General features: G+C 72.3%; 13 protein-coding genes. 7 read left to right on the top strand and 6 right to left on the bottom strand.

Annotation, left to right across the window (positions count from 1 at the left end; all coding sequences use genetic code 11):
- Window positions 1-108: 108 nt before the first annotated feature.
- Window positions 109-1,407 (bottom strand): chorismate-binding protein, encoded by a 1,299-nt coding sequence (locus Q9R33_RS00190; protein ID WP_311292480.1) that lies wholly within the window; start codon window positions 1,405-1,407, stop codon window positions 109-111.
- An 87-nt stretch (window positions 1,408-1,494) separates the two neighbouring features.
- On the opposite strand from Q9R33_RS00190, the gene Q9R33_RS00185 reads away from it, so the two are divergent.
- The gene (locus tag Q9R33_RS00185) at window positions 1,495-1,803 is read left to right on the top strand and encodes a hypothetical protein (RefSeq protein ID WP_311292479.1); all 309 of its coding nucleotides are present in this window, start codon (window positions 1,495-1,497) and stop codon (window positions 1,801-1,803) included.
- Between the two features lies 1 nt (window position 1,804).
- On the opposite strand, the gene Q9R33_RS00180 is transcribed toward Q9R33_RS00185, so the two are convergent.
- The 4 genes from Q9R33_RS00180 to Q9R33_RS00165 are packed head-to-tail and all read right to left on the bottom strand — an operon-like array spanning window position 1,805 to window position 6,907.
- Window positions 1,805-3,112, bottom strand: a complete 1,308-nt coding sequence (locus Q9R33_RS00180) for a lanthionine synthetase LanC family protein (protein ID WP_311292478.1) — start codon at window positions 3,110-3,112, stop codon at window positions 1,805-1,807.
- Window positions 3,109-4,098, bottom strand: coding sequence for a T3SS effector HopA1 family protein (locus tag Q9R33_RS00175; protein WP_311292477.1), 990 nt, complete (start codon window positions 4,096-4,098; stop codon window positions 3,109-3,111). Before Q9R33_RS00175 ends, Q9R33_RS00180 begins: the two co-directional genes overlap by 4 nt.
- Window positions 4,095-5,150, bottom strand: a complete 1,056-nt coding sequence (locus Q9R33_RS00170; protein WP_311292476.1) for a phosphotransferase — start codon at window positions 5,148-5,150, stop codon at window positions 4,095-4,097. Before Q9R33_RS00170 ends, Q9R33_RS00175 begins: the two co-directional genes overlap by 4 nt.
- The gene (locus Q9R33_RS00165) at window positions 5,147-6,907 is read right to left on the bottom strand and encodes a S8 family serine peptidase (protein ID WP_311292475.1); all 1,761 of its coding nucleotides are present in this window, start codon (window positions 6,905-6,907) and stop codon (window positions 5,147-5,149) included. The genes Q9R33_RS00170 and Q9R33_RS00165 overlap by 4 nt, the downstream gene beginning before the upstream one ends.
- 92 nt (window positions 6,908-6,999) lie before the next feature.
- On the opposite strand from Q9R33_RS00165, the gene Q9R33_RS00160 reads away from it, so the two are divergent.
- From Q9R33_RS00160 to Q9R33_RS00140, 5 genes are all read left to right on the top strand, one after another.
- Window positions 7,000-7,638: a DUF402 domain-containing protein gene (locus tag Q9R33_RS00160; protein WP_310245044.1), complete on the top strand. Its 639-nt coding sequence runs from the start codon at window positions 7,000-7,002 to the stop codon at window positions 7,636-7,638.
- A 10-nt stretch (window positions 7,639-7,648) separates the two neighbouring features.
- Window positions 7,649-8,383 carry a demethylmenaquinone methyltransferase gene (locus tag Q9R33_RS00155; protein WP_311292474.1) on the top strand — a complete coding sequence of 245 codons (735 nt, stop codon included), beginning with the start codon at window positions 7,649-7,651 and terminating at the stop codon, window positions 8,381-8,383.
- A 55-nt stretch (window positions 8,384-8,438) separates the two neighbouring features.
- Entirely contained in the window at window positions 8,439-9,494 is a 1,056-nt protein-coding gene (locus tag Q9R33_RS00150) for a polyprenyl synthetase family protein (protein WP_311292473.1), read from the top strand.
- A 109-nt stretch (window positions 9,495-9,603) separates the two neighbouring features.
- Window positions 9,604-10,986 (top strand): FAD-dependent oxidoreductase, encoded by a 1,383-nt coding sequence (locus Q9R33_RS00145; protein WP_310245045.1) that lies wholly within the window; start codon window positions 9,604-9,606, stop codon window positions 10,984-10,986.
- 33 nt (window positions 10,987-11,019) lie between these two features.
- Window positions 11,020-12,111, top strand: a complete 1,092-nt coding sequence (locus Q9R33_RS00140; protein WP_311292472.1) for an alpha/beta hydrolase — start codon at window positions 11,020-11,022, stop codon at window positions 12,109-12,111.
- Window positions 12,112-12,270: 159 nt separating this feature from the next.
- Here Q9R33_RS00140 and Q9R33_RS00135 read toward each other — a convergent pair whose 3' ends face one another.
- On the bottom strand, window positions 12,271-12,747 hold the full coding sequence (locus Q9R33_RS00135; RefSeq protein WP_056368935.1) for a hypothetical protein: 477 nt from the start codon (window positions 12,745-12,747) through the stop codon (window positions 12,271-12,273).
- Window positions 12,748-12,794: 47 nt separating this feature from the next.
- Between Q9R33_RS00135 and Q9R33_RS00130 the strand changes: the two genes are divergently transcribed.
- Window positions 12,795-13,949, top strand: coding sequence for an aminotransferase class I/II-fold pyridoxal phosphate-dependent enzyme (locus Q9R33_RS00130; protein ID WP_311292471.1), 1,155 nt, complete (start codon window positions 12,795-12,797; stop codon window positions 13,947-13,949).
- The last annotated feature ends 10 nt before the right edge of the window (window positions 13,950-13,959 follow it).

The following is a 13,959-nucleotide window of genomic DNA, read 5'->3' as shown; positions in this document are numbered from 1 at the left end:
GTCCTCCCGGGTTGGGGCGCAGGAGGTGCGTCCGGGGCGCACCCGATGCGCCCCGAATGTGCGCAGCGCGCCCCGAACCCGGCTGACGTCGCCCGGCGGGGCCGCCTCTCAGGCGAGCGCGTCGACGATCGGGCGGAACTTGACCCTGGTCTCGAGCAGCTCCTTGTCGGGGTTGCTCTGGGCGACGATCCCGGCGCCCGCGTGGGCGACGACCGGGATCGTCGCGCTGTACTCGGCGACGTTGCGGGGCGGCTCCCCCCCGATCTGCGCGCAGCGCAGGGCGATGGCCCACTCGCCGTTGCCGTCGCCGTCGATCCAGCCGACCGGCCCGGCGTAGCGGCCGCGGTCGAACGGCTCGAGCCGGCGGATCAGCTCGAGCGCAGCGTCGGTCGGCGTGCCGGCCACAGCTGCGGTGGGGTGCAGTTCGGCCACCAGGTCGAGGGCCGAGGCGTGGTCGGCCAGGTCGCCCGCGACGTCGGTCGCGAGGTGCCACAGGTTCGGCAGCTTGAGCGTGAACGGCTCGGGATCGGCCCGCAGATGACGCACGTGCGGCCCCAGCTTCGCGAGCACGCTCTGCACGGCGAAGCGGTGCTCGTCGAGGTCCTTCGCGCTGTGCGCGAGGGAGGTGGATGCCTCGGTGTCATCGTGCGCATCGGTCCCGCGCGGGATCGTCCCGGCGAGCACGCGTGCGGTCACCACGCCGCGCGAAGCGGTGACGAGGGTCTCCGGGCTCGCCCCGATGAGACCGTCGACGGCGAAGGTCCAGGTATCGGGGTAGTCGTCGGCGAGGGCGCGCACCAGGCGGCGCACGTCGGCACCGGCGGGGATCGTGCCGACGAGATCACGCGCGAGCACGACCTTCTCGAGTTCTCCGCGCACGATCGCGTCGACGGCCTCGCGGACCGCGGCCTGGTAGCCGGCGGGATTGAGCGTGCCGGGGCCGAGCGTGGCCGACCAGTACGGGCCGTAAGGCGCGGGCTCGACGACGGCGTCGCCGAGGTCGGCGGCGACGCGTGCGATGCGCGTCACCCATGAGCGTCCGCGGTGGCGCCCGATGACGGCCTGCGGGATCACGAGCCGGCTCGTGGCCGACGACCTCTCGTCGAAGACGAGCGTGCCGAACGCGATCAGCCCCGTTCCGGGGAGACCGAGGGGATCATCGATCTCCGCGGTCGCGGCGATCTGACGCCACGTCTCTGCCGCCGACGGCAGCGCCGCCGGGTCGACGCCGGGAGCGGAGTGGGGTCCGCGCTCGTAACCGCCCAGCTGGCCGATGCCGACGATGCCGTCGCCGCGTCTCAGCCAGGCGAGGGGCTCACCGGGAGAGGCGTAGGCGAGGAGGTCGTCGACGTGCTCGATCTCGCGGGTCTCGACCACCAGCGCAGGCGGGCGGCGCGAAGGTGTCACGACTCCAGCCTAGACTCGCCGATCCGGGCCCGACGCCGGTCGCCGCCGCCCTTGTGCGTGCCGCAGCGCCGGGGTGAGGATGGCCGCGTGAGCGTGCGCTATCTGATCACCGTCGACCCCGATGCCGACCAGGGCACCATCGAGGCAGGCCTTCGCGACGCCGGCGCCGAGTCGGTCTCGCCGCCCGCGCCGGAGCTGCCCGATGTGTTCATCGCCACGGTCGACGAGTCGGTCGCCGACTATGCGGATCGTGCGCAGGCCGTGTCAGGCGTGAGGATCGCCGAGCCCGACTCGTGGGTCGGCTTCGGGGGAGAAGGCGGCGCTGAGACGCGCGACATCGGCCTCATGCCCGTCGACGAGCCGCTCGAGGAGCCGCCCGCCGGCGACGTGCGCTGAGTCACCGCAGCCGCAGCGGCGGGTGCGCGACGCTCGCCAGGGGACCGGCGCAGCGCAGCAGCGTCAGCACGACGCCCGCGGTGCCGTCGAGGACCGCCGGCGACCGGCCGCCCCGCACGCCGTGGCTGAACGTCGTGCTCCCGTCGGCAGCGATGCCGGCGGCGATGACGGATGCCTCGGACCGTGCCGCGCGCCGGTGCTCTTCGCGGGACGCGGCATCGGTGGACCACACCGCCTCGGCGCCGGCCAGGTGCAGTTCGACGATGCCGGAGCGGCCGTGGCACAGGGTGGCGTCGTCGCCTTGCTCATCGGGGAACTCGCGCCGGGCGCGCTGGATCGAGCGGAGTGCGCGCAGGTAGGTCGCTTCGCCCTCGAAGGCATCGCCACCGTCGATGCGCGAGCGGAGCGCCGCCGCGATCCCGATCCCTGGAGCTCCGTGGCACCATGCCAGACCGATCGCCGGCTCATCCAGGCGCAGGTCGTACCAGCCGCCGTCCTCGGCGCCGTAGCCCGCGTCCTCCCACGTCCACGCGGCATCGGCGAGCGCTCGGTCCGCGCCGACGACGCCCGCCCAATCCGCGGCGAGCAGCGCCAACCCGATGCCCGAGGAACCGTGGGCGAGGCCGGTGACCGCACGGTCGCCGTCGGCCATCGGCCAGCGAGCGCCGCAGACGTCGACGACGGCGCGAGCGCGCAGGTCGCGCACGAGCCGCTCGGCGGCCGCCGCCCGATGCCGCTCCGCGCTCGCCGGCAGTGCGGCGGCGAGCACGGCGAGCAGATGGCCCGCCGAGCCGTCGAGAAGGTCCGCGTACCCGGGGAGCCACGAGTCGTCCGCCGTCGCGAGCGCCGCGACCGCGCGCGCGGCGAGCACACGGCCTCCGTGCGCGAGGTCGGGCCGGCCGAGCAGGTCCGCGATCCGCTCGGCGGCGATCGCGATCCCCAGGTCTCCGCTCTGCCAGCCGAGCTGTCCGCGCCGCGCGGCACGGCGGCGGTCGAGAACGTCGGCGAGCGTCGCCTGCGCGAGCAGTGACAGGGATGCGTCGCGCGCGTGCCGTGCCGCCGCCGCGAGGGCGAGGGCGATGCCTGCCCGCCCGGTGAGGAGGCCGTCGTCGACGGGCCCGGTCTTCAGGACGGATCCGTCGAGGCTCGCGGCGAGGTCGATCTCGTCGCCGATCCACTGCGGCGCTCCGCGGTCGTCGACGCCCACGTCGGCAGCGAGGCGGCGTGCCAGCACGATCGCGGCGATGCCGAGTTCGGCGGGCGACCGCACCGCGGCCGGCGCACCAGGGGCCAGGGCGACCGCAGTCATGGTCGTGCCCTCCAGGGGCGTGTCACGTCGAGGCCGACCGCGTCGGCGGCCTCGCGCAGACGGTGGGGCGCAGCATCCGTGTTCGCGGTCATCGCCGCGATCGCGGCGACCTGGGCCGTTCGCAGCTGACCGAAGCTGGTGCCGTCGGCGGGATCCTCCGACATCCCGATGCCCCGGGCGATGCGTCGCGTCGTGGGCGGGATCGAGGCATCGACGTGCGGCGCGATGTCGACGGCCTGCCGACGGAGCGACGCAGCCACCCGCGCCCGGACGACCCGAGGCGTGTAGACGACGAGCGCATCGGGCCGTCCGTACCCGGCGGGAGTGGGCAGGCACTTGAGCGAGAAGGCGCTCCCGGCGTCTGCGAACGCGCCCATCAGCGCAGGCAGCAGGGCAGCCGAGTCCTCCGGAGAGCGGGAGTGCGTGTACCAGCGGTCGAGGGGGCCGTCGGGGACGCCCTCACCGGAATGCGCCCACCACCATCCCGACGCGCGGTCCCATCCCGACGACCCTCGGGTGATCGTCACCAGGTCGCCCGGGGCGGGGCGGCAGCCGGGCCGCGAGGACGAGACGATGCGGTCCGTCGCGATGCGGACGTGGCCCGGCGGGGCGGAGGAGGGAGGCCGGGATGCCACGACCGTGACCGTCCCATCGCCCACGGCGAGCACGATCCACGCCTCGGACGTGCCCGCCGCCCGGCGTCGCATCGCCTCGAGCAGGCCGACGCGGGGGAACGCGGGAGGGGCGACGAGGGTGCGCTCCGGTGGTGTGATCGCATCGCCGGACTCGGCGGTCCACCAGTTCGCATACAGCCACTCCGCGAGGGGGTTCTCGATCTCCACCCCGGTCGGAGCGCCCCCGCGCAGTTCGCGTGCGTCGTCCGAGGCCTCGACGAGCGCGAGGGCCCGGCTCAGTGCGCGCAGGGTCGCCTCGGCGGCGCGCTCGCCGCGGGCGACCGCCGCCTCGGCCGCGGCTCGGGAACTCATCGTGCGAGGCATGAGCGCAGCTCCTCCGTCAGTGCGGACAGGTGATCCTGGTGTCCGATCGCGAGGCCCGCGAGCCCGTGGGACTGCTCCTCGTCGCCGTGCTCGCTCCGCTCGGCGACCTCGAGGGCGAACTGCGCGAGGCGCAGCACCGCGGCCAGCGCGACGCGCTCCGCGAAGAGTCCCGTGGCGCGCGACGAGATCCGCGCGGCGTCGCCGTAACCGCGCACGAGCTCACGGCCCGTCGACGGCAGCCCGGCCGCGGCCGACCTGCCGCGCAGCAGATGCTCGGCGACGAGGCATCCGAGATCCCAAGCCGGATCGCCCGCCCCCGCGAGCTCCCAGTCGACGATGACGGGGGAGGGGCCGGGTGCGACGGCCACGTTGTCCCACTTGAGGTCGTGGTGCACGAGAGCGCGCCCTGCGGGCGTGCGCAGACGCGCGGCTGCGGCCATCAGGGCCGGCTGCGCGCGAAGGAAGCCGATGAGGTCGCGCGTGGCCGCGGCGAGGCCGAGCGCGTCGCCACGCTCGCCCGCGCGCAGCACGTGGAGCACGAGCGGCGGGCGCGCCGGCGGCAACGGCAGTCCGGCGGTGGCGCGATGCACGGCGCCCACGCGGGCACCGAGGAGACGCAAGAAGGCATCCTCGTCACCGATCGTGCCGGAGACGAGGGCGAGCGACGCCGGGTGCCCCGCACCGAGGTCCTCCACGACGAGGATGCCGTGCTCCTCGTCGACGGCCGCAGGCGACGGGATCGCGTCCTGCAGGGGGAGGCACCAGCGCGCCATGCGCTGCACGAACAGCTCCGCGCCGAGTCCTTCCTGGGCGGAGTCGGTCGATCCGTCGGTGGGCGGCGTGAACGCGCCGGACTTGACGACCACGCGGCGGCCGTCCGGCAGGTGCACGGCCCACACCCCGTGGGCGCGGGAGAGGTCGACGGGCTCGGCGCGCAACAGCTCGGTGGGACCCAGCAGCCCCACCGCGCGCAGAGCGGTGACGGACGGATGCGGGGTGGTGCCCGCATCCGTCCGCACCATGGTCGCGTCGGCGATCACTCGTCGAACAGCCCCTCGCCGTAGGCGTCGCCGCCGCCGGACTGGAGCTCCTCGATCGCCGCGGCATAGCCGGCGGCGAAGCCGGCCTCGTAGTCGCCCTGCTCGACGCCGAACGGGTCGGCGCCGCCGGGCTGGGGTCCGGGTCCCGGGCCCGTCACGGTGGTCGGCACCTTGGTCACCGTCGTCGTCACGGGGCACGCGATGTGGATCGACTTGATCTTCTTGCACTGCAGCGGAAGGACGGTCTTGATCGTCCCGCACTCCGGGAGGGTGATCGTCCTCGGTAGGCAGGCCACCACCGGAGTGCGCAGCTTGACGGTGATCGTCGGCTTGAGGACGATCGGCCCTCGCGCCTTCAGCACCGCCGCACTGGCGTCGAGCAGTCCCCAGCCGTACCTGTCGTTCGGCACGGGATCGCTCGCGACGTCGCGCAGCGGCTTCGCCGTCGAGCGGAGGATGTCGCCGATCTCGGTCGCCGTCAGGCTCGGCTTGACCGCCTTCACGAGTGCCGCGACACCCGCCACGTGCGGCGAGGCCATCGATGTGCCGGCCATCGTGGCGAGGCCGCCGGCGAGGTACGTCGACAGGATGCCGACGCCTGGCGCCGAGATGTCGATGTGCGGTCCGGTCTGCGAGAACGCCGCGCGCGACTCGTTCGACTGGATCGCGGCGACCGCGATCACGTCCGGGTAGGCCGCGGGGAAGCTCGGCGAAGAGCTGCCGTCGTTGCCCATCGCGGCCACGACGACCACGCCCTTGCTCACCGCGTACGCCACCGCGCTCGCCTCGACCGAGGTCGAGGACGGGCTGCCGAGGCTCATGTTGATGACGTGGGCGCCGTTGTCGGCCGCGTACCGGATGGCCGCGGCGACGTCGGCCGACGAGCCCGTGCCGCTCACGCGGCCGTCGCTGATGCGCACGACCCGGGTGAGCGCCTTGATCGGCATGATCCGTGTCTGCCACCCGACGCCCGCGACGCCGACGGCGTTGTTGGACACGGCGGCGATGGTGCCCGCGACGTGCGTGCCGTGGCCGACCTCGTCCTCGGGGATCGCGTCGCGCCCCGCGAAGTCGCCCTCGAAGCGCCACCCCGGGTTCGGCGTCGGGTTCGGACCCAGATCGACCATGTCGAACCCCGGGACCAGCAGCGGCGCCAGCTCGGGGTGGTCGAGGTCGACGCCCGAGTCGATGACCGCCACGACGACGCTCGCGGATCCCTTCGTGACGTCCCACGCGTCCGGGGCGTTGATCTTGGTCAGCCCCCACTGCGCCCCGAACTGCGGGTCGTCAGGGATGACGCTGGCCTCCCGCCACCGGTTCGGCTCGGCGACCTCGACCTCGTCGAGGGCGTCGAGCTCAGCCGCCGCCTTGTCGGGGGCGACCTTCGCGTCGATGCGGACGCGGAACGAGCGACCGAGGATCGATTCCTCGGGCTCGGGCACGCCGTCCAGGGCCATCACGGAGCGCGCAATGCCCTGCGAGGGCGGGGCGAGCCGGGTGATGTCGTAGGCACCGAGGCGTGCGAGCACGGCGTCGACGCCCGACACCCCCAGCGAATCGGCCATCGAGACGCCGCGGCCGCCGGGGTGGATGGGCACGGATGCCGTCATCGCATCGGCGGCGTCGGCTTTGAGCGTGACGATGACCTCGCCGGGAATGACGTCGTCGCCGTCGATGTAGAGCGGAGCGGAGGCACCCAGTTCCGCCCGAGGAGCGGACGTGCGCTTTCGCGACGAGCCGCCGGATGTTGCAGCCATTTTCGGACTTCTCTCCTCAAGGGCCGCGAGGTTGCGGCCACCGTGGAGGAGGGATGGCGGGAAGAGACTGATACAGCCCTACACTGAGGCGGGTGCCGACCCCGATGCACCTCTCAGGTCACCCGGATTCCGACCGCCCCGAGCCCGGAGCCCCGCTCCAGTTCCGCTGGCGCAAGTGGGACGGCGGCCCGCACTGGGTCAACGACTGCATCTACCTCGGCAGGGACCGGTGGGGCGACTGGGTCGGTCAGCCCTCCGGCTGGCGCAACGTCCGTCCGGGGCTCGAGTTCCTCGCCGACGGACCCAACGTCACCCTCATCCCGCCGAGCGGCGACTACGCGATGACAGTCCACGGGGCGCCGCGGCGCGTGCGCATCTACATCGACGTCGCGTGGGACATCCGCTGGGAGGGCCACGAACCCCGCGGCATCGACATGGACCTCGACGTCGTGAAGGCGATCGACGGGCGCGGGCTGTTCATCGACGACCGTGACGAGTGGGATGAGCACCGCGTCGCGTACGGCTATCCGCTCGACCTCGTCGACAGGCTCGAGGCGCTCGCCGTGGACCTCGAGCGCCGCGTCGCGGCGGCGGAGGCGCCGTTCGATGACGCGACGCCCGATGCGTGGCTCGCCCGGCTCGCGTCCTCCGACGCCGTCGCGCCGCCCCCACCCGTCTCCTTCGCAGCCGCGGGCGACGGCGGCCCCGGCACAGACGGCACCGCCGCCTAGACTCGAAGCCGTGGCATCCCACCCCTCCGATCCCGAGCCGAACCGCGCCGACCTCCACAAGGACCCGTCGCGCGTGAGCGGCATGTTCGACCAGGTCGCGGCCGGCTACGACCGCACCAACACCGTGCTGAGCATGGGCAACGACCGGTTCTGGCGCGCCGCGACGACCCGCGCGGTGAACCCGCGCGCCGGGCAGCGCATCCTCGACCTCGCCGCGGGCACGGGCGCCTCGAGCGTCGCCCTCGCGGGCCGGGGCGCCACGGTGGTCGCGGCGGACTTCTCGCCCGGCATGATCGCCGAGGGACGACGCCGGCACAGCGGCATCCGGAATCTCTCCTTCGTGCAGGCCGACGCGACCGACCTGCCCTTCGGCGACGACGAGTTCGACGCGGTCACGATGTCGTTCGGGCTGCGCAACGTGAACGAGCCGAAGAAGGCGCTGAGCGAGCTGCTGCGTGTCACGAAGCCCGGCGGGCGCCTCGTCGTCTGCGAGTTCTCGCACCCGCCGTCGAAGGCGTTCAACGGCCTGTATCGCTTCTACAACGACCGTGTGCTGCCGGTCGTCGCGAAGTCCGTCAGCTCGAACGCCGAGGCCTACGACTACCTGAACGAGTCGATCCGCGACTGGCCCGACCAGCGCACGCTGTCGGCGTGGATCCGCCAGGCCGGCTGGACCGACGTGGCGCACCGCAACCTCTCGATGGGCATCGTCGCGCTGCACCGCGCCACGAAACCCCAGGCCTAGCAGCGGTCGCCGCTCGGCGGACCGCGACGAAACGCGCCCCCGGTAGGCTGGGCGTGTGACACCGACAGCGCCGGGCTCGCATATCGCGGGCAAGCTGGGCCTCACCGACCGCATCTTCGCGGGCGCGCGATCGCGCGGCCTGCTCAAGACCGTCGAGGCGGGGCTCAAGCGCGTCGACAGCGCCCTCGAGCGCGAGCTGCGCGTGGCCGACACCCTCGCCGACGCGACCAGCCGGTACCTCTACGACGCCGGCGGCAAGCGCATCCGTCCCATGCTGTCGCTGTTGACCGCTCAGCTCGGCGACGGCGCCACCGACGAGGTGATCGACGCCGCGACCGCTCTGGAGATGACGCATCTCGGATCCCTCTACCACGACGACGTGATGGATGCCGCCGACAAGCGTCGCGGCGTCCCCAGTGCGCACGCCGTGTGGGGCAACAACATCGCGATCCTCACCGGAGACCTGCTGTTCTCCCGCGCGAGCCAGATCATGGCGCGCCACGGCGAGGACGCCATCCGGCTGCAGGCCGACACGTTCGAGCGGCTCGTGCTCGGGCAGATGCACGAGACGGTCGGGCCGTCCGACGAGGAGGACCGCGTCGCGTTCTACCTCCAGGTGCTTTCCGACAAGACGGGTTCGCTCATCGCGGCGGCCGCGCAGTCGGGCATCGTGTTCTCCAACGGGCCCAAGCAGTTCGAGCAGCCGATGGTGACGTTCGGCGAGAAGGCCGGCGTAGCGTTCCAGCTGCTCGACGACGTCATCGACCTCTCGGCCGACCCCGACGAGACCGGCAAGGTGCCCGGCACGGACCTGCGGGCCGGCGTGCCGACCATGCCGTACCTCGTGCTCGGGCAGCGGACCGATGCCGCCTCCGTCGACCTGCGCGACCGCATCGACGAGGGCGTGGCGCGCATCGCCGACGGCGCTGACCCCGCGATCCTCGACGAGCCGCTCGCGCAGCTGCGCGACCACGAGGCCACCCAGGCGACCCTCGACCTCGCCAACGCGTGGTCGACCGAGGCGATCGAGGCGCTCGCGCCGCTGCCCGACGGCGCGGTGCGGGAGGCCCTCACCCGGTTCGCCCAGGCCGTCGCCGACCGCTCCAGTTAGACGTACCCGCGTTTCGTCTCGCGCAGACCCGGGTCGAGCGAGCGAAGCGAGTCGACATCTCGCTCAACGACCGGGGGACGCGACGAGCCGACCTCCCGAAAGGACCACCATGACCAAGCTCCGACTGGCGATCGTCGGCGCAGGACCGGCGGGCATCTACGCCGCCGACATCCTGCTGAAGGCCGAGCGCAAGTTCGACGTGTCGATCGACCTGTTCGAGCAGCTGCCCGCACCGTACGGGCTGGTCCGCTACGGCGTCGCCCCCGACCACCCCCGCATCAAGGGCATCATCACGGCCCTGCGCGAGGTGCTCGACCGCGGCGACATCCGCCTCTTCGGCAACGTGCGCTTCGGCGAGGACATCACCCTCGACGACCTCAAGCACCACTACAACGCGGTCATCTTCGCCACCGGCGCGATCCGCGACACCGACCTCGAGATCCCCGGCATCGACGCCGTCGGGTCGTACGGTGCCGCCGACTTCGTGAGCTGGTTCGACGGGCACCCGGATGTGCCGCGCGAGTGGCCGCTGGAGGCAGCATCCGTCGCCGTCATCGGCAACGGCAACGTCGCACTCGATGTGTCGCGCATGCTGGCCAAGCACGCGCAAGACCTGCTGCCGACCGAGATCCCCGACAACGTCCACGAGGGCCTCGTCGCCTCGAACGTGACCGACGTGCACGTGTTCGGCCGTCGCGGTCCGGCGAACGTGAAGTTCACCCCGCTGGAGCTCCGCGAGCTCGGCGAGCTGCGCGACGTCGACATGGTCGTCTACGACGAGGACTTCGACTACGACGACGCGGCCCGCGCCGCCATCGCCAGCAACAAGCAGGTCATGGTCATCGACCGTGTGCTGCAGTCCTGGCGCAAGCGCGACTCGGTCAACAACGCCGGCGGCACGGCGTCGCGCCGCCTTCACCTGCACTTCTACGCCAAGCCGATCGAAGTGAAGACGGATGCCGAGGGCCGCGTGTCCGCCCTCGTCTACGAGCGCACGCGTCCCGACGGGGAAGGCGGCGTCGTCGGCACCGGCGAGCTGCGCGAGGTGCCGATCCAGGCCCTCTACCGCGCCGTCGGGTACTTCGGATCGCCCCTGCCGGGCGTGCCGTTCGACAAGCGCCACGGCGTCATCCCGAACCGCGAGGGCCAGGTGCTGAGCAAGGACTCGAACCAGCGCGTCAACGGCGTGTACGCCACCGGATGGATCAAGCGCGGCCCGGTCGGCCTCATCGGCCACACCAAATCCGACGCGATGGAGACCGTCCGTCACCTCATCAACGACCAGGGCACCTGGTGGCAGCCTGCCGACCCGTCGGAGGCGGCCATCCCGGCGCTCCTCGCCGAGCGCGGTGTGGCCTGGACCGACCTCGACGGCTGGCACCGCCTCGACGAGCACGAGATGGCCCTCGGTGCACCCCACGAGCGGGCGCGCATCAAGGTCGTGCCCCGCGACGAGATGGTGACGATCTCCCGCGCCGCCGCCGGTCGTTGAGCTTGTCGGAACGCCGCCCCTAGGCTGAGGGGCATGGCCGGGCCATCCCTGACGTGGGTCCCCGACATCCTGGGGGAGCCGTTCGAGCAGCTGACGCTGCCGCTCGGCGTGGACGGTGAGCACGGGCCGCTGGTCGCGACGCTGGTGCGCAGCATCCCGAATCCGCTCCTGACCCTGTTCGCCCCGCTGCGCGACGTCGACGTGCTCTACGTGCACGGCTGGTCGGACTACTTCTTCCAGCGCGACCTCGCGCGGTTCTGGACGGGGCGCGGCGCGCGCTTCTACGCGCTCGACCTGCGTCGCTACGGGCGGAGCCTCCGAGACGGGCAGGCGCCCGGGTACGTCGATTCCCTCGATGACTACGACGTCGACATCGCGGCCGCGCTGCGCGCGATGGGACACGCCGCGGACACAGCCGGACAACCGCCGCCGACGGAACCGGACACTCGCGGCGGAGGTCGCAAGCTCGTCCTGATGGGGCACTCGACCGGGGGCCTCACCCTCACCCTCTGGGCGGCTCGGCACCCCGGCCGCGCGCACGCGGTCGTGCTGAACAGCCCGTGGCTCGAGCTCCAGCTGGGCACCCTGGGTCGTCAGGCACTGGCGCCGCTGGTGGACATGCGGGCGAGGCTCGACCCGCGCGGCACGCAGCCCGCGGTCGACTTCGGGTTCTACACGCGCGCGCAGGACGAGATCGGCACCCTGCCGCACGACGAGCACCGCGCCGTCTGGCGGCCCGACCGCGGATTTCCGACGGCGCCGGGGTGGCTGTCGGCCGTGATGCAAGGGCATCGCCGCATCGCAGCCGGCGTCGACGTCGCGTGCCCGGCGCTGGTGCTGCTGTCGGTCGGCTCGACGCCGCCGCTGTCGTGGAGGGAGTCGATGACGTCGACGGACTCCGTGCTCGTCGTCGACGACATCGCCCGCGCCGCGACCCGCATCGGCAGGCTCGTCACGATCGCCCGCGTCGAGGGTGCGATCCACGACGTCTTCCTCTCCCGCCCCGCTCCTCGTGCGATCGCGTACGATGCTCTCGACCGCTGGGCTCGCGCGTACGTCCTACCGGACGAAAATGTCCCCCGAAGAGGGGACAGCGCTCTTGTAGACAGTCGGGTTAAGCTGTAGGGGAGATGTCCCCAGCATCTCAGGGAAGGCCCTCCCCAAGAATCCTTCCCATCCGTCGTCACGCGCCGCTAACCGGGGGGTTGGTTGTGCGAGAGCAGACGACGACAGGCCCCGGGTGTCCCCAGCACCCGGGGCCTTTATCGTTCCTGAGCCGGTCGGTCACTCCGCACGGCGGGCGAGCACGCGCACGAGGAGCACGTAGGTCGTGAGCGAGAGCACGTATCCGAGCAGGTACACGACGAGTTCCTGCGCGAGGAAGCGGCTGTAGTCGAGCGTGCCGTCGGTGACCGCCGGCGAGTTCTGGCTCAGCAGGTACGCGGCCGTCTGACCCGCGGCGAGGATGGCCAGCAGCGCCAGGACGGCGAGGAGCGCGAGCCAGATGCGGCTGCGCCACACGCGGCCCGCCGCGGCCATCGCCGTCGACGACGTCCAGTCCGGCACCTCCGGGTCGAGCCACCCGTTCACCCGAGGGATCAGGATGACCGCTGCGATGAACGCGGCATTGAGGATCGCGGTGCCGACACCGGCGGCTGAGCCCCCGTCGATGTCGCTGCGGACGAGCGAGGGGATGAGGAGGACGACCAGCACCGGCAGCGTCGCGACGACGGCCGACAACACGGCCCGGAGGAAGCGCATGGCCCGAGTGTAGGGTCAGTTTCCATCGCGATTGAGGAGCAACCACGATGCCCACCCCCACGTCGGCCGACGCCATGACGACTCTCCGCCGGCGCACGAGCGAGAAGTGGGGCGTCTACGCCGACGACGTGCTGCCGATGTTCGTCGCCGAGATGGACTTCCCGCTGGCGCCGGCGATCAGGAAGGCGCTGCACGAGGCGATCGACCTGGGCGACACGGGCTACGTGAATCCTCTCGATCCCGGCGCGCGGGAGGCGTTCCGCGATTACGCCGCGGCCGCGTGGGGATGGGAGCCGGACATCGGGCGGATGGGCATCACGACCGATGTCAGCGTCGTGATCGTGGAGACGCTCCGCCGACTGATCGATCCCGGCGACGGGGTCGTGATCACGCCCCCGATCTATCCGCCGTTCTACGACCTCATCCCCGAGGCCGGCGGAGCCGTCGTCGAAGTGCCGCTGCACGACGACGGATCCTCGTACGCGCTCGACCTCGAGGGCATCGATCGCGCACTGGCGGCGGGCGCGAAGGGCGTGCTGCTGTGCAGCCCGCACAATCCCGTCGGACTGGTCCACGACCGGGCGACCCTCGAAGAGCTCTCCCGGATCGTCGCCCGCCACGACGGATTCGTCGTCTCGGACGAGATCCACGCACCGCTCACCCATCACGGCGTCGAGTTCACGCCGTACCTCACCGTCTCGGCGCAGGCGCAGGCCCACGGGATCGCCGCAGAGTCGGCAAGCAAGGCATTCAACCTCGCCGGGTTGAAGACGGCGCTGTTCGTGTCTGCGTCGGACCGCATGACCGACCTCATCCGCTCGCTGCCGGAGGAGGTCACCTTCCGGGCGGGGCAGTTCGGGCTGATCGCGACGCGGGAAGGGTTCGCCCACAGCCGCGAATGGCTCGACGGCACGATCGCCGCGGTGCAGGGCAACGCCGACCATCTCGAGGCCGAACTCGCCGCGCACCTGCCCGCGGTGCGACTTCGGCGCCCCTCGGCGAGCTACCTGGCGTGGCTGGACATGTCCGCCCTGGGCTGGGGAGACGATCCCGCCGTCATCGCCGAAGAGCGCGCACGTGTGGCGCTGTCGAGCGGACCGAGGTTCGGTCGGCAAGGCGCGGGGTATGCCCGGATGAACCTCGCCTGCTCGCCCGACACGATCACCGAGGCGGTAAGGCGGCTCGCGAGCGTGACCGTCTGAAGAGTCTCAG

This window comes from Microbacterium sp. PRC9 (genome assembly GCF_031844125.1).
Taxonomy (GTDB): Bacteria; Actinomycetota; Actinomycetes; order Actinomycetales; family Microbacteriaceae; genus Microbacterium.
This window is presented reverse-complemented; position numbering and strand designations above follow the sequence as displayed.